The 15,397-nt window shown below is 70.2% G+C and carries 13 protein-coding genes and 1 pseudogene; 7 read left to right on the top strand and 7 right to left on the bottom strand.

Going from position 1 to position 15,397, the window contains the following annotated elements; translation table 11 throughout:
- Nucleotides 1-259: 259 nt before the first annotated feature.
- Nucleotides 260-445 (top strand): hypothetical protein, encoded by a 186-nt coding sequence (locus ABN273_RS50100; protein WP_349456751.1) that lies wholly within the window; start codon nucleotides 260-262, stop codon nucleotides 443-445.
- An 85-nt stretch (nucleotides 446-530) separates the two neighbouring features.
- Here ABN273_RS50100 and ABN273_RS50095 read toward each other — a convergent pair whose 3' ends face one another.
- The 3 genes from ABN273_RS50095 to ABN273_RS50085 form a co-directional block, all read right to left on the bottom strand.
- On the bottom strand, nucleotides 531-1,802 hold the full coding sequence (locus tag ABN273_RS50095; protein WP_349456749.1) for an aldehyde dehydrogenase family protein: 1,272 nt from the start codon (nucleotides 1,800-1,802) through the stop codon (nucleotides 531-533).
- Nucleotides 1,803-1,968: 166 nt separating this feature from the next.
- Nucleotides 1,969-2,625 (bottom strand): FAD-dependent monooxygenase, encoded by a 657-nt coding sequence (locus tag ABN273_RS50090; protein WP_349456748.1) that lies wholly within the window; start codon nucleotides 2,623-2,625, stop codon nucleotides 1,969-1,971.
- A gap of 15 nt (nucleotides 2,626-2,640) precedes the next feature.
- On the bottom strand, nucleotides 2,641-5,706 hold the full coding sequence (locus tag ABN273_RS50085) for a DEAD/DEAH box helicase (protein ID WP_349456747.1): 3,066 nt from the start codon (nucleotides 5,704-5,706) through the stop codon (nucleotides 2,641-2,643).
- A 91-nt stretch (nucleotides 5,707-5,797) separates the two neighbouring features.
- Between ABN273_RS50085 and ABN273_RS50080 the strand changes: the two are divergent.
- The 3 genes and pseudogenes from ABN273_RS50080 to ABN273_RS50075 all read left to right on the top strand — a co-directional run.
- Nucleotides 5,798-6,061: pseudogene (locus tag ABN273_RS50080) on the top strand (hypothetical protein); the annotation flags it as partial.
- Nucleotides 6,062-6,078: 17 nt separating this feature from the next.
- Nucleotides 6,079-6,609, top strand: a complete 531-nt coding sequence (locus ABN273_RS59995; RefSeq protein ID WP_502911277.1) for a glycoside hydrolase family 95-like protein — start codon at nucleotides 6,079-6,081, stop codon at nucleotides 6,607-6,609.
- Entirely contained in the window at nucleotides 6,606-7,214 is a 609-nt protein-coding gene (locus ABN273_RS50075) for a dihydrofolate reductase family protein (protein WP_349456746.1), read from the top strand. Before ABN273_RS59995 ends, ABN273_RS50075 begins: the two co-directional genes overlap by 4 nt.
- 473 nt (nucleotides 7,215-7,687) lie before the next feature.
- Here ABN273_RS50075 and ABN273_RS50070 read toward each other — a convergent pair whose 3' ends face one another.
- Nucleotides 7,688-8,104 (bottom strand): pyridoxamine 5'-phosphate oxidase family protein, encoded by a 417-nt coding sequence (locus ABN273_RS50070; protein ID WP_502911276.1) that lies wholly within the window; start codon nucleotides 8,102-8,104, stop codon nucleotides 7,688-7,690.
- Between the two features lie 98 nt (nucleotides 8,105-8,202).
- Between ABN273_RS50070 and ABN273_RS50065 the strand changes: the two genes are divergently transcribed.
- Entirely contained in the window at nucleotides 8,203-8,787 is a 585-nt protein-coding gene (locus ABN273_RS50065) for a mycothiol transferase (RefSeq protein ID WP_349456744.1), read from the top strand.
- A 127-nt stretch (nucleotides 8,788-8,914) separates the two neighbouring features.
- Here ABN273_RS50065 and ABN273_RS50060 read toward each other — a convergent pair whose 3' ends face one another.
- Nucleotides 8,915-9,937, bottom strand: a complete 1,023-nt coding sequence (locus tag ABN273_RS50060) for a zinc-dependent alcohol dehydrogenase family protein (protein ID WP_349456743.1) — start codon at nucleotides 9,935-9,937, stop codon at nucleotides 8,915-8,917.
- 178 nt (nucleotides 9,938-10,115) lie between these two features.
- Nucleotides 10,116-10,622 carry a carboxymuconolactone decarboxylase family protein gene (locus ABN273_RS50055; protein WP_349456742.1) on the bottom strand — a complete coding sequence of 169 codons (507 nt, stop codon included), beginning with the start codon at nucleotides 10,620-10,622 and terminating at the stop codon, nucleotides 10,116-10,118.
- 227 nt (nucleotides 10,623-10,849) lie between these two features.
- Here ABN273_RS50055 and sigJ point away from each other — a divergent pair, with 227 nt between their 5' ends.
- The gene (gene sigJ, locus ABN273_RS50050; RefSeq protein ID WP_349456740.1) at nucleotides 10,850-11,794 is read left to right on the top strand and encodes an RNA polymerase sigma factor SigJ; all 945 of its coding nucleotides are present in this window, start codon (nucleotides 10,850-10,852) and stop codon (nucleotides 11,792-11,794) included.
- Between the two features lie 176 nt (nucleotides 11,795-11,970).
- Here the strand turns inward: sigJ and ABN273_RS50045 are convergent, their stop codons facing one another.
- Nucleotides 11,971-12,867, bottom strand: a complete 897-nt coding sequence (locus ABN273_RS50045; protein WP_349456739.1) for an RNA polymerase sigma-70 factor — start codon at nucleotides 12,865-12,867, stop codon at nucleotides 11,971-11,973.
- 250 nt (nucleotides 12,868-13,117) lie between these two features.
- On the opposite strand from ABN273_RS50045, the gene ABN273_RS50040 reads away from it, so the two are divergent.
- Nucleotides 13,118-15,355: an Orn/Lys/Arg family decarboxylase gene (locus ABN273_RS50040; protein WP_349456738.1), complete on the top strand. Its 2,238-nt coding sequence runs from the start codon at nucleotides 13,118-13,120 to the stop codon at nucleotides 15,353-15,355.
- The last annotated feature ends 42 nt before the right edge of the window (nucleotides 15,356-15,397 follow it).

Here is a 15,397-nt window from a genome sequence, read left to right as displayed (position 1 = left end):
CGCTGTGGGCATGTCGAGCACGCTGATGTGAACGCTGCGAAGAACATCAAGACGAGAGGACAGGCGGCCGGGCTGGTCGTGTCAGGGCGTGGAGACCCGGCTGGGTCGGTGAAGCGTCAAGCATCCTGTACCACAGTTCCCGGCGCGAGTGGCGCGCCGCGAACTGCCGCCTGAGCGGCACGGGAATCCCCGGGACTTCAAGCCGGGGAGCAAGTCAAGTTCCCGAAGAGGTCGACACCACACCTGGAACGAGAACTACGTGGACAGCGCCCTGGCCGAGTTTCCGCACACTGCGGAGCACCTCAAGACCCTGACCCGGCTGATCGGCGGCGGAGGGTACCGCGGCGTCACCGACCAGCTGGAAACCCTGCTCGGGCGCCCGCCGAAGACCGTGCGGTGGGCGCTGGAGAACCATCCGCGCATCCGGAAACTGGCGACTGCCTGAGCCGCTGAGCGCTCCGGAGTGCGGAGACGCCTTTGTGCCTGCCTCCCGAACTCTTGCTCTGATCGGCGGGGCAATGACGGTCCGGTCAGGACGTGAACCGTTCGCTCGGCACGACCACGTACTGCCGCAGGTACAGATCGCGGAAGCTGACCGGGCCGCGTGGTCCGGGGAGCCGGTCGATGTTGATGCCGGTTTCCGGCAGCCGCAGCAGCTTGAAGCCGTCGAGGAGCCGCGTCGTGGAGTTCCAGAAGACTCCGGAGCCGGCGTAGGCGTCGATGAACTGCGCGGCGGCGGCCGGGTCCTCGGTCGCGATGGCGGCGGCGAGCCCGGACGTCTCTTCGTTGGCGATCCGGGCCGCGTGCAGTGGGCCGTCGGAGGCGTCGACCGTCACGGTGGCCGCCTGCTTGGAGTCGAGCGACCACTCGTACCCGCGCGGGTGGGTGTGCGGGGGCAGGGAAGCGGTGATGCCCAGGCGATCCAGGACCTGGAGAATGCCGGGTAGCCGCTCGTCGTACACGGATCGGTCGATGAGCAGCAGATTGAGCCGGTTGCACACGCCCAGCCGGTCCAGGCTGTCGGCGATCAGCTGGTGCACGGTCTTGTCGTCGGCGGCTGAGTCCACGTACAGGACTCCGCCGCCGTCGGCATGGGCGAGGGTGCGCACGCCGTGGCGGGCGGCCTCGCGGCCGAGGTCGCGGGTGCTGTCGCCGCTGCCGCGCAGGATGACCAGCGGAATGAGCTCGGGCAGGGACACCAGCGCGTACGCCGCCGAGCGGTCTTCGCTGGGCACCAGCTGGATGGCGTCCGGATCGAGGCCGGCTTCGCCGAGGGCGGGTGCGATCACCTGCTCCACGATGGCCCGGGACGAGCGGAGTGCGGCCGAACCGGTGCGGAGCACGCCTGCGTTGCGCGACTTGAGGAACTGGGAGGCGATGTCGAGGGTGACGTTCGGACGTGCCTCGAAGTTCGCGCCGATGACGCCGACCGGCCGGCGGCGTTCCAGCAGGGTGAGGCCGTCCGGGCGCTCCTCGAGGGCCCTGTCCCGAAGCTCGTGCGCCACGTCCGCCAGCGTGCGCAGCTCCGCGGCCATGCTCTCCAGCCGCGGGCCGGTGAGCCGCAACCGGTCCTGGAGGGCAGGTGACATCCCGGCGGACACGGCTGCGGCGAGGTCTTCCTCGTTGGCGGCCGTGAGAGTGTCCCGTGCTGCCCGCAACCGTTCCGCCATGGCGCGCAGCGCGGTGTCGATGGCCGTGTCCGTCGCGTTGTGGAGGGTCGCGCAGCTCTGCTTGGCCCGGATCGCGCAGGCGCGCACCACCTCTTCGGCGGAGCGGGTCTGGCGGTTGTCGTCGCTGGTCAAGGGGCGTCCTTCGGCGGGTCGGGCGCATTGGCAAATTCAAGAGGATTGTAGCATCGTTCAACAATCCTATGGAATTGTTTCGTTCGCCATGCACCGGGCGCTTCAGGAGGCGGGGCCTTCCGGCTGACTCGACAACCGCCGGATGTAGGCCTGTCTCCCCGCAGACCTACGCCATGAGGGGCCAGCACGGATTGCCGATGAGCGCGTCCAGGTCGGGATCCGTGTCCGCCGCCCAGGCCGCGTAGCCGTCGGGCCGGACCAGAATCGCGTGGGGCAGGCCGTCCACCGGCTGGGCGCGCGTGGCGCCGAGGTCGTGCGGGAGGATCCCGGCCAGGTCGAGCAGGACGGGCCTGCCGGCCAGGAACAGCGACGGATCGAGACCGGCGACTCGGTGACCGACCAGCGGGTGGTCGCCGGGCAGGTCGTAGGAGTGCGACAGACCCGACATCAGGCCCGCCAGGTGTCTGTTGGCCTCGGGCAGGCGCATCAGGTCGGTGAAGACCTTGCGCAGCTCGACGGCGTCCGCGCTGGGCCGGGGGTTGGCGAAGACGCGCTGAGCCTGGGTGATGTGCAGGACCCAGGCTCCGGCCGGGTGCCGCTCGGCATGGTAGGTGTCCATGAGGTCCGTCGAGGCCCGGCCCCGCAGTGCCGCGGCCATCTTCCAGCCCACCGGGTGGCGTCGCCGAACCGTGAGGCGTTGTCCACGGCGGCCGGCACGGTCTGCGCGCCGTACACGATGCGCAGCAGTTCGGCCCGCCTGCACGGGCACGTCGTATGAGGGCGCGGGCGGCGCCTGTCGCGGGCCGTCGTGGACCACGTGCATCCCGTTGCGGTCGGCTCAGCCCGCGGTGGCCTTGGCGTAGTGGAACACATCGGGCTGGAGCGAGTGCTCCAGGCGCCAGACGAAACGGATGGGTCGTTCGCCCTCGTGGCTCACGTAGCGCATCGGGCCGGCGTAGGTGTATGGCGGAGCGCCCAGCCCTTCGTCGCGTTTGGACTGCCGGATCAGGAGATGAACCGTGGATTCGCCGGTCAGGTAGCGGCGGGCGGTGGCGGCCGAGGAGCGCAGGGTGCTCTGCGACTCCCACTGGAACAGCTCTTCGCTGATCGCCCGGTCGTGGTAGAGCGTGGTGGGGGAGTAGTGGTCCTCGGACTTGTCGATGGTGACGAAGAACAGGTCCGCCCGGTGCCCGGGGACGTACTTGACGCCTTCCCGCATGTGCGCGGGCCTGTCGATGCCGAAGGCGGCCAGCACCTCGTTCTTGCTGTAGCGGGCATGGACGTGCAACGGCACGACGGGGTCCAGCGGCGGGGCGACGTGACGGATTCCCGAGCGGAGGATGCCCGCCAGCTCCTTGAGCTCCGCGGCACGAGCACCGGTGAGCCGCGCGAGCCGGCCTTCCATGCCGGAGACGGGCTCGGTGCCGCCCCACAACATCGCGTCGAGCATGGCCATGAGGCGGAGCTCGCGCGGGGCGCGGGGAGTGCGGCCGGCCAGCACCTCGGTCAGGAAGGCGAGGCGCTCGACGTCGTCGATGTGCAGCATTCTGCCGAAGGCGCGCCCGAGCCTTTCGCCGGGGGGCGCGGCGTCGAGTCCCGCGGTGTGCCGCAGGGAGGCCCAGCCCTGACGGCGCCGGTAGAGATCCTCCACGTCCAGCCCGGTCTCCTGCAGGAACGTGGCCATGCTGACGTCACCGAGGTCGCGCAGCTCGCGTGCCAGATCACGCCAGTTCAGGCTGAGCGCTTGCCGGACGTTCTCGAGGACCAGCCGGCGCACGTCACGGTCCAGGTCGATCACGCAGCCCGCGGGCAGTGCCGGGAACCCCTGCTCGATCTCCCGTGCGATTCCGGTACGGCCGGCGCCGGTGAGCGCCCGATAGCGCCGGTCGAAGCGGAACTGTCTGTGCTGATGTCCGACGAAGTCGAGCACGGTCAGGCACGGCTTGTCGTCGGCCAGTCGCAGGCCCCGCCCCAGCTGCTGCAGGAAGACGGTGGCGCTGTCGGTGGGGCGCAGGAAGAGCACGGTGTCGATCTCGGGAACGTCGACGCCCTCATTGAAGAGGTCAACGGTGAACACCGCGTTGATCCGCCGGTCTCTCAGGTCTCGTAACGCCTGGGCACGCTCGCCGGCCGGGCTCTGCGCGGTGACAGCCACCGAAGCAAGCCCGGCTCGGGTGAACCGGTCAGCCATGAAGCGGGCGTGGTCGATGCTCACGCAGAAGCCGATGGCCCGCATCCTTCCGACATCGCCGATCTTGCGCTGCAAGGTCTCCAGCACGACGGCGACGCGGCGGTCGTTGCCGGTGTAGATGTTCGAGAGCTGGTTCGTGTCGTAGCCCTGGCCCCTGCGCCAGCCGATCTGGCGCAGGTCGGTGCCGTCGTGGACGCCGAAATACTGGAACGGGGCCAGGAGCCCGCGCTCCAGCGCCTCCCACAAGCGCAGCTCGGCGGCGATCCTGCCGCCGAACCAGTGCTTGATGTCCTGGCCGTCGGCGCGTTCCGGCGTCGCGGTGAGCCCCAGCAGCACCTTCGGCCGCACGGCGGACAGCAGACGCCGGTACGTCGAGGCCTCGGCATGATGGAACTCGTCCACGATCACCATGTCGAACCGGTCCGGTTCCGGCAGCGGATTGGCATGCAAGGACTGGATCGAGGCGAACACGTGCTGCCATCGCTCTGGGCGGGAGCCGTCAACGTACAGCTCGCCGAACGTCTCGTCCCGCATCACCTGCCGGAACGTGAGCAGGCTCTGCCGCAGGATCTCCGCACGGTGGGCGACGAACAGCAGCGAGTCCGCCTGCCCGGTCCCGCGCAGCCGCCGGTGGTCCAGCGCGGCGACCATGGTTTTGCCGGTGCCGGTGGCCATGACGACCAGGTTGCGCCAGCGGTCGTGGATCTGCCGTTCGGCGGCGAGCTCGTCGAGGATCTCGCGCTGGTAGGAGTAGGGACGGACGTCGACGTGTGCGAAATCGAGCACGACCGTCCGGCCGTCGGCCCGTTCGGCGGACAGGGCACGGTCGAGCCGCTCGGCATCCCGTGCCGGATCGTAGGGCTCGAACGACGGGTCGCCCCAGTAGTCGTCGAATGTGGCGGTGAACGTGTCGATCAGGTGGGGTTGTTCGGCCTGGGCGAGTCGTACGTTCCACTCGAGCCCGTGGCTGAGGGCGGTTTGCGACAGATTGGAGGAGCCCACGTAGGCGGTGGACAGGCTGCTGGCCCGATGGAACAGCCAGGCCTTGGCGTGCAGCCTGGTCGTCCGGGTGTCGTAGGAGACGCGGATCTCGGCGCCCATGGCCGCCAGCCGGTCGAGGGCGAGGCGGTCGGTGGCGCCGATGTACGTGGTGGTCACCACCCTCAGCCGGCCGCCGCGCGCCAGGAACTCTTCGATCGCCTCGGCCAGGACCCGTACGCCGTTCCACTTCACGAATGCGCAGAGCAGGTCCACGCGATCGGCGGAGGCCAGCTCGCGGTTGAGCTCGTGGCCGATCTCCGGCTGCCCTCTGCCGTTGACCAGCAACGCGCTACCGGTGAGGGGGATCACCGGACGCGCGGGAAACCGTACCTGTCCGGCCGCGTCCCGGCTGCTCGCGATGCCCAGCAGTTCCTCGGCGGACTCCACGAGCTCCTCGGCCGAGGCGGCCTCGGGCACCAGGGCGCCGATGAGGCCGGCGATCCGATTGACGATCTCCACCTGCCGGGCCAGCCGCACCGTGTCGTTCTCGCCCCGTACGGAGCGCAACGCCCGACGGGTGAGCGCGGCCAGATGCCGGGCCAGGGTCTCGTGGGAGTCGGCGATGTCCAGCGACCGCCGGTCGATCAGCTCGCGATCGGATACCGTACGCAGCAGGCCATCCAGCTCACGAGTGATCAGATGCTGGTAAACGCCCGGCTGAAGATCGCTCACCCGGCGACTATAAGACGTGGCCGGCCGCCGCGGCATACGAACATCAACGACCGTGTACCGAGGCCGGAAGATCGCTCCACACTGGCCGACCGTGGACTGGATCGAGCGGGTCGCCGAGATCCGGCGGTGGACCAGAGGCGGCGAGCGGGCCCCGCACAAGCCGCTCCTCCTGCCGTACGTCCTGGGCCATTTCCACCATCTGACGAACGACGGCCTCTGGCTGGTCGACACCTGCCAGAGCCCGGGCAGCCCGGGCCCGGAGCTGGGCTGGCTGGACGGCGCGGCGGTGGGCCTGGACGCGGCGCACGTGCGCTGGTGGGCCTTCAACGGGCCGGATGACGTGGGGAACGGCCTGCCGCCAACCTCCAAGGCATCTGGAACGACCTCGCGCTGCCGGTCCTGCACACCGGATCCGTCCGCGGCATCCGCCACCGCGGCGGTCACCGCATCGACCTCGCCTGGCGAGCAGGGACGCTGGTGAGCGCGGACATCACGATCGGCCGCCCCGGACAGGCGATCCTCGAAATACCCGGCGACACTCCGCCCCTGAACATCGTCGACGAGAACGGCACCGTCGTGCCTCATGCCGAGGCCCAGGAGAGCGATCCCCGGACGGCTCCGCCTGGCATGGAACGGCATGCCCGCCCATCGGTACCCGGCCCGTACGACAGTGCCGAGGTCCTGCCCCTTGTACAAGACGCACACGGGCACGATCCGCTGTCACGGCTGTTCCCGTACCATTGCCACCGTCTCGGACGCCGTGGCGCCGGCGGAACAAGCCCGGGTCTTCTGCTTCGCCCGAAGGAAGGCCTTAAGAGATCCGTAAGCAGGTCCCGCGAAGCTGGAGGCACATCAGAACGGCTGGGCCGGACGGCCCGCCCCTTCCTTGGAGGACCATCATGAGGACGATCGCCGCAAGCCTGTTCATCTCACTCGACGGTGTCATCGAGGACCCGGCGGACTGGCATTTCCCGTACTTCAACGACGAGATGGGCGCCGCCGTGTCGGCGCAGATGGCCGACACCCTGCTCCTGGGGCGCAAGACCTATGACAGCTTCGCCGGGGCGTGGCCGGAGCGGGAGGCCGAGGGCGGAGAAGACGCCGGCTTCGCGAAGACGCTCGGCGACGCACGGAAGATCGTCGTGTCGCGCCAGCCCCTCGAGTTCACCTGGCGGAACTCCGAGCTGCTGCAGGGCGACCTGGCCGAGGCCGTGACCGCGTTGAAGAACGAGCCGGGCGGGCGCATCGCCATGAGCGGCTCGGTCTCGGTGGTCCGCCAGCTGCTGCAGGCGGGGCTGCTGGACGAACTGCACCTGCTGGTGCACCCGATCGCCGTCCGCAAGGGCGAGCGCCTGTTCGACGAGGGGGAGAACCCCGTCCCTCTGGAGCTGATCAAGTCCGAGACGTTCACGACGGGTGTGCTGTACCTGGTCTACCGGCCTGCCAAGGCGAGCGGCGACGCCTCCTACGACGACGCCAAGGCCCACCTGCCCCAGGGCGAGCAGTAGGGCCTCGTACACCCTGCGGCCGTCGACCCGCCAGGCCGTTGGCCGCCTTCCACGCTTTCGACTTCGACACGAGCAAGCGTGTGTGCGCCGTCTGCGGCACCTCCACCCGCGTGCTCGCGCTGCACGGAGCAACTGGGCGCGTGCGAGATCACGCCCGACTCCGCCCGCCTCGACCTCACGGTCTTCGACTCCCGTCCTTGACGGGACTCGAACCGAGGCCCACGGTCACGGCGGCGTGCGTCCTGGGCGTCGTCGTGTGGTTCGTCGGCGAGTACCCGGGCTGGGCCGCGGGGATCGGCCTGCCCGCTCGCTGTGTTGTTCGTAGGCGGGCTCGTCCTCCGGAACCGCATGACCCAGGCGGAGAGACGGCGGTTTCTGGCCGCCGACGTCGAACTAGGCCCTGGGCGCACGAGAGCCGCTGATCCTGGTCGAACGCGACCGTCTGGCGGGCTGGCCCGATGCGACGATGGTGATCACACGTTGCCCAGCACGCGCGTCACCTGGATCTCCACGACCACCCGCGACGGGTTGGGCCTGGGCGGCTTGTAGCGGGAGGCGTAGCGGCGCTCAGCGTCGGCCACCTGCTCCGGCTCGGTGCGCAGCACGGCCCGGCCCTCCAGCGTCGACCACCGGCGGCCGTCCACCTGGCAGAGTGCGACGAGCACGCCGGAGGCGCCGATGAGCCTGGCCTTGTACGACGACCCCGAGGTGATCACGCGGGCGATGCCGGAGGCCAGGTCCAGGGTCGCACCCACCGGCACCACGTGGGGCGGGCCGTCGGAGCGGGCGGTGGAGAGCGTGCACAGGTGCCGTTCCTGCCAGAACGCGGCGAATGCGTCGCCCAGCTTGACCAGGTCCACGGTCCTCCTCTGGTGAATGGCGAGGCACATCGTATATCCGCCCCCCTTGAGGACGGTGTCGAGGTTGGAGGCAAGCTCCGCCACATTCCGGACGCAGAACATCCGGAATAGGGCCTACGGTGGCGGACATGACCAACAGCGATCACTGGTGGGAACCGCCCCTCGCCGGCACCGAGGCCGAGCACCTCGTCGGCGCGCTCGACCGCCTGCGCACAACCTTCCGCTGGAAGGCCGACGACCTCGACGCGGCCGGGCTGCGGACCCGCATCGGCGCCTCCTCGCTGACGCTGGGCGGCCTGCTCAAGCACCTCGCGTGCGTCGAGGAGCAGATGTCCAGCACCAAACTCAGCGGCGCGCCGCTCGGCGCGCCGTGGAACACCGCGGACTGGGACAGCGACCCCGGCTGGGACTTCAACTCGGCCGCCCATGACACCCCCGAAGACCTCTACGCGCTCTGGGACGCCACCGTCGAACGGTCCCGGGCGACGTTCGGCGCGGCCCTGGCCGCCGGCGGACTCGACCAGCTCGTCCACGCCGCCTACTCCGACGGGCGCCACGTCAGCCTGCGCCGGCTGCTCTGCGACCTGATCGAGGAGTACGGGCGGCACACCGGGCATGCCGATCTGCTCCGCGAGGCCGTGGACGGGTTGGCCGGCGAGGACCCTCCGGCTGGATGGCACGCGAAGTCCGCCGGGCCACGCCGGCGCAGCTGACCGGCGTACCGCAGCGACGCCTTCCGCGCCATGTGGGGCGCCGACGGCGGCACGGAGCCGGGACGACGGCGGCACGGAGCCGGGACGGCGGCGGCACGGAGCCGGGACATCGCGGCCGAGGGCCGGTCTATGGGCGCAGGAGCACCTTGATGGCGCGGCGTTCGTCCATGGCCCGGTAGCCCTCGGCGGCCTGCTCGAGCGGCAGCTCGAGATCGAAGACCTTGCCGGGGTCGATCCGGCGGTTCCAGATCAGGTCGATGAACTCCGGCAGGTATTGACGGACCGGAGCCGGCCCGCCGTGCAGATGCACGTGGGAGAAGAACAGCTCCTCGCCAGGGAGTTCGACGCCGTGCGAGACGCCGACGAAGCCGACGTGCCCTCCGGGCCGGGTCGAGCGGATGGCCTGCATCATCGACTCCTGCGTGCCGACCGCCTCGATGACCGAGTGCGCGCCGAGCCCGCCGGTGAGCTCCTTGATCTTCGCCACGCCGTCGTCGCCCCGCTCGGTGACGATGTCGGTCGCGCCGAACTCGCGGGCGAGCCTCTGCCGCGGCTCGTGGCGGCTCATCGCGATGATCCGCTCCGCGCCGAGCTGCTTGGCGGCCAGCACCGCGAGCAGGCCGACGGCGCCGTCGCCGACGACTGCGACCGTCTTGCCGGGGCCCGCCTCGGCGGCGACGGCGCCGAACCAGCCGGTGCCCAGCACGTCAGACGCGGCCAGCAAGCTGGGGATCAGGTCGTCCGAGGGGGTACCCGGCGTGGCGACGAGCGTGCCGTCGGCCAGCGGGACGCGCAGCCGCTCGGCCTGGGCGCCGAGCGAGCCGATGGGCTCACGGCGGATGCAGGAGCTCTGGTAGCCGGCCTGGCAGATCTCGCAGGTGTTGTCCGAGGCGAAGAAGGACCCGATCACGAACTGGCCGGGCTTGATCGTCTTCACCTCGCTGCCGACCTCCTCGACGATGCCCACGTATTCGTGGCCCACCGGGGACGGCCCGTCGATGGCCTCGATCCCTCGGTACGGCCACAGGTCCGACCCGCAGATACAGGTCGCGGGCAGGCGGATGATCGCGTCGGTCGGCGCGACGATCTCAGGGTCCTGGCGCTCCTCCACGCGGACGTCGCCGGGGGCGTGCATCACGGCGCCACGCATGATGGGCCTCCTTGCTTGAGGCCCGCATCGGCCTTCGCCCGTTGCTCCCTCGTCATGACGCGAGCTTCTCACCGGGAGCTCCGTCACTGGGCCAGCCTGCGACCATGTGTCGGGAAAGCCCGCAGACCGGCCTCAGGGTGAGGCGTGGTGACGCGCCCTCACCCTGAGCCCGATGGCGTTACCTGCGGTAATTCTTCCCGATGGGCCTGCCGGGGATCGGCTTGGCGATGAGGGCGACGGGGATGAAGAAGCAGATCTGGCCGATCGCCATGGTGAGCGTCCAGAGCGCCTTGTCGTCGTAGTGGGCCGATGCCCTGGCGTACAACTCATCGGGGACGCGCTCCCCGAACGCGTTCGGAGTGAGGACGGCCTCCACGAGCTCCAGCGCGACCCGTTCGGCGTCGGTGAAGTAGGGGGCGTCCCGCCATGACGCCACGGCGGTGATGCGCTCCTCTGTCTCCCCGGCCTTGCGGAGCAGGCCGGTTTGCCGGACGGTGTGGTACGTGCTGCCGACGATCTGCCCGGCGCGCAGGTGCACCAGGCTGACGGTGGTCTGCGGGATCGAACCGTTCAGGGTGGCCTTGGTCATGGCCCCGGCGATCGTTCCCACCTCGGGAAAGAACTGGGCGGGGTCGGGCAGACGCGACTGAAGTCCGTCCTGCTCGGCCGTCGTTGATGTGGACATGGCGAGGTCTTCCTTTCTCGATTTGAGCGGTGTTCCAGGCCGGCGACCTGGTCGGGTGGGGCTCTTCCACCAGGCCGGGGTCGCTGAGCTTGCCTGCGTGCCGGATGCTGTCTCAGGGTCCGACGACACAACCGCTGGGAATGTGAGGCGGCCCGCCAACCTCACAGTTCGGCGCTCTTTCTCGTCGAACGGGTGAGAGCAACTGCACCGAGGGAGCCGACGACACCATGACCACCGCATCCGAGCCAGGACCCGCCCGGCCCGATCCCAGCCTGAGCGCGATCATCAGTGAGCGGCGTCACCTGATCAATCTCGCCTACCGGCTCCTCGGCTCCCTGGCCGATGCCGAGGACGTCGTGCAAGAGACGTACACCCGCTGGTACGCCATGTCGCGAGAGCAGCAGGAGGCCATCGAATCGCCCGGCGCCTGGCTGACGAGGGTCGCCGGTCGCATCTGTCTCGACCTGCTCGGCTCGGCACGGGCCCGGCGGGAGCGCTATGTGGGCGAATGGATCCCGGAGCCGCTGCCCGATCGTACGGAGTGGATCAGCGGGCGGCCGGGCGCCAGCACGCTCGACCCGGCCGACCGGGTCACTCTCGACGAGTCGGTCAACATGGCCTTCCTCGTGGTGCTCGAGTCGATGACCCCGGCCGAGCGCGTCGCGTTCATCCTGCACGACGTCTTCCGCTACTCCTTCGCCGAAGTGGCCGACATCGTCGGCCGTACCCCGGCCGCGTGCCGCCAGCTGGCCTCCTCGGCCCGCCGCCGCATTCGCGCCGCGCAGTCTCCCGCGACCGCCACAGCCCAGCAGGCCGGCATCGTCAGGGACTTCAAGCAGGCCTGGGAGGCCAAGGACATCGACGCCCTCATCGGCCTCCTCGACCCCGGCGCCACGGCGATCAGCGACGGCGGCGGCCTGGTCAACGCCGCGCTCCGCCCGATCGAAGGCAGCGAGCGGATCGCGCGCTACGCCATCGACATCGCCGACAGGGTACCCAACATGACGATCTTGGAGCGTACGGTCAACGGTCAGCCCGGCCTGGTGGCTCAGCAGGACGGCGTCACCGTGACGGTGATGGCCTTCGACGTCGCAGGCGACCGGATCACGCGCATCTGGGCAGTACGCAACCCCGACAAGCTCCGGCCGTGGACGGCGGGGCAGCCGCACTGACGCGCCGCCTCACATTCCCACCGGTTGCGTCGTCGGACCTGGGACAGCATCCAGCGCGCAGGTCACGACCGTGCACGTCCCGTTGGGCGTGCTGTTGTTCGGCGTGAGCGTCCTTCAGCTCAGCCAGGTCTGGGCCGGGCGGGCGAAGCGGGGCGCCGGTGCCCGGCGGCGATGAGTCAGGCGGCGGTGATCTTGGCGGGGTTCATCATCCAGAGCACCTGGTCGATGCCCTGGTCGGAGGCGGTGACGGTGAGGACGGTGAACACCTCGCCGTCGCGGCGCAGCAAGGCGGCCGCCTGCCCGTTCACGTCGCCCCATTCCACGTCGACCCCGGCCCAGAACCGGTCCGCGAACGCCCTGACGTACTTCGCCACCCGGAACGCGCCCACCACGGGGATGCGCGAGGCCCGGACGGCGCCGCCGCCGTCGGAGTAGCTGATCACATCTGCGGCGAGGAGTTCCTCCAGCGCGGCGAGATCGCCGGTGCGGGCGGCGGCGACGAAGGCCGTCAGCAGCCTGCGCTGCTCGGCTCCGCTCACCGGTGCGCGGCGCTCGGAGACGAGGCGTTTGCGGGCTCTGCTCACGAGTTGCCGCACCGCGACCTCGCTGGCCTGGATGATGTCGGCGATCTGCCGATAGGGGTAGTCGAACGCTTCCCGCAGCACGTACGCCGCGCGTTCGGTGGGGGAGAGCTTCTCCAGGAGGAGCAGGACCGCGAAGCCGAGTGCTTCGCCTCGCTCGGCGCCGAGGTGCGGGTCGGAGCCGGTGTCGACCGGCTCGGGAAGCCACGGGCCTGGGTACGTCTCGCGGCGGACCCGCGCGGACTGCAGGGCGTTGATGGCCAGCCGTGTGGTCGCCGTCGCCAGGAACGCCGCCGGGTCGGCGACGGTGCCGCGGTCGTAGGCCTGCCAGCGCAGCCAGACCTCCTGCACCAGGTCTTCGGCCTCGGTGGAGCTGCTCAGCATCCGGTACGCGATTCCGAACAGGCGCGGCCGCACGCTCGCGAAGACCGCCGCGGCCTGGTCCAGATCGTCCGGCCCACCGGAATGGTTCGCCGGTCCGGTGTCCCCCATGGAGATGGCCCCTGTTCCGCTGACGGATATAGCTGTCCAGCCTTTCACCTGCCCGTCCAGCGGCTTCGACGAGGGGGGTCGTCCAGCACGTTGCGAGCGCCCGGCAGTCTGCGCGCACGCCGGTACTCCACCAGTTACCCCACAGTGCACATAAGTGAATAACTCTATGTTGCCATTCAACTGCGCACGGTTACTATTGCGGTGGGCCGGGAGGGTCTTCCCGCCCCTTCCCCCGACCATGGAGTGCCGCATGGAGCGAACGGTTCTGGCCGCCGTCACCGAACGTCCCGACGCCGATTCGGCACTCGCCGAGCAGCTCCGCCGCGTGTGCGCGGCGATGGACGAGCTCGGGCTCCAGGTGCGCTGGACCCACCGGGCCGAGGACGCCCTGGCGGTGGTCGGGTCGGACGCGTCGCTGACGGCGGTGCTGGCGGCCTGGGCCGCACCGGGGGCCGAGGAGCTGCTGGGCGCGGTGGCCAGGCGGTTCCGCGGCCTGCCCGTCTTCCTGATGACGCAGGAACAGGAGCTTCCGCTCTGGGTGTACGAGGTCATCCAGGGCTACGTCTTCCCGCTGGAGGACACCCCGCAGTTCATCGCCGGGCGCATCGCCTACGCGGCCGACCAGTACGCCGAGAAGATCCTTCCGCCGTTCTTCGGCGCGCTGCGGCGGCTTCAAGATCACCATCGCTACTCCTGGCACACACCGGCGCACGCCGGAGGTGTGGCGTTCCTCAAGTCGCCGGTGGGACGGGCGTTCTTCGACTTCTACGGTGAACGACTGTTGCGCACCGATCTGTCCATCTCGGTCACCGAGCTGGGGTCGCCGCTCGACCACACCGGCCCGATCGGAGAGGCCGAGCGCAACGCCGCCCGCGTCTTCGGCGCCGACCGCACATACTTCGTGGTCAACGGCAACTCCACCGCCAACCGCATCGTCGGCCACCACGCGATCGCCCGCGACGACACCGTCCTGGTGGACCGCAACTGCCACAAGTCGGTCCAGCACGCGCTGGCCATCAGCGGTGCCCGGCCGGTCTACCTCGTGCCCGAGCGCAACGGGCTCGGGCTGGCGGGCCCGATCCCGCCCGCCGCGCTGGAGGCGGGCACGGTCCGTGAGCGGGTGGCCGCCCACCCCCTTGCCGCCGGCGGGCCGACTTATGCGGTGATCACGAACTCCACGTACGACGGGGTGTGCTACGACGCGGTGCGGGTCGGCGAGCTGCTGGGCGCCAGCGTGCCGCGGCTGCACTTCGACGAGGCGTGGTTCGCCTACGCCCGGTTCAACCCGCTCTACGCCGGCCGGTACGGCATGGCGATCGACGAGCGCACGCTGCCGGGCCCCGGCCGTCCCACCGTGTTCGCCACCCAGTCGACGCACAAGCTGCTGGCCGCGCTGTCGCAGGCGGCGATGCTGCACGTCCGCCCCGCGGAGCGGGCGCCGGTCGACTACGACACGTTCAACGAGACCTACCTCATGCACGCCTCCACGTCGCCGCTCTACCCGATGATCGCCTCCCTGGACGTGGCGGCGGCGATGATGGACGGTCCCTCGGGGCCGTTCCTCACCGGTGAGGCGATCGTCGAGGCGGTGCGGTTCCGGCAGGCGATGGTGCGGCTGGCCGCCCGCATCCGCGAGGACGGCCATCGGCCGCGTTGGTTCTTCGGCGTCTGGCAGCCCCCTGCGGTCACCGACCCGCGTACCGGCCAGACCGTCCCGTTCGCCGACGCCGACCCGGCGCTGCTGTGCGCCGAGCCCCGGTGCTGGACTCTGGAGGAGGGGGCCGCCTGGCACGGATTCGACGGGATGTCCGAGGGCTACTGCCTGCTCGACCCGGTCAAGGTGACGATCACCTGCCCGGGCGCCGACGCCGCCACGGGCACGCTCGAGTGGGGCATCCCGGCCCGCGTCGTGGCCGCCTACCTGCAGCGGCGCGGCATCGTGGTGGAGAAGACCGGCGACCACACGTTGCTGGTGCTGTTCTCCATGGGGATCACCAAGGGCAAGTGGGGCACCCTGATCGACGCGCTCACCGACTTCAAGAACGCCTACGACGGCGATCTGCCCCTGGCGGAGGTGCTGCCCGGCTTCGGGCCGGACGCGATCTCGCTGCAGAAGTTCTGCACCCTGGTCCACGAGAAGCTGCGTGACTCCGAGCTCGGGAAGCTTCTCGACCAGGTCTTCACCACCCTGCCGGAGGCGGTGTCGACTCCCGCCGACTGCTACCAGGCCATGATCCGGGCCCGCACCGAGCGTGTCCCGCTGGCCGACCTGCCGGGCCGGGTCGCCGCGGCCACGGTGGTGGTCACCCCGCCCGGGATCCCCATGCTGATGCCCGGCGAGGCGACCGGCCCGGCCGGCGGCCCGCTGATGACGTACTTGCGGGCTCTGGAGGACTTCGACCGGGCCTTCCCCGACCTGGCCACCGACATCCACGGCGCCCACCGTGACGGCGACGGCCGCTACTGGGTGGAGGTCGTCAAGGACTGAGCCCGGCGGCCATGTGCCCTGCGACTCTGTGCGGCGCCTTAC

The organism is Nonomuraea sp. B19D2, from assembly GCF_040137845.1.
In the GTDB taxonomy this organism is placed as follows: domain Bacteria; phylum Actinomycetota; class Actinomycetes; order Streptosporangiales; family Streptosporangiaceae; genus Nonomuraea.
Note: the sequence above shows the minus strand (reverse complement) of the source record. Positions and strands in the feature narration are given on the sequence as shown.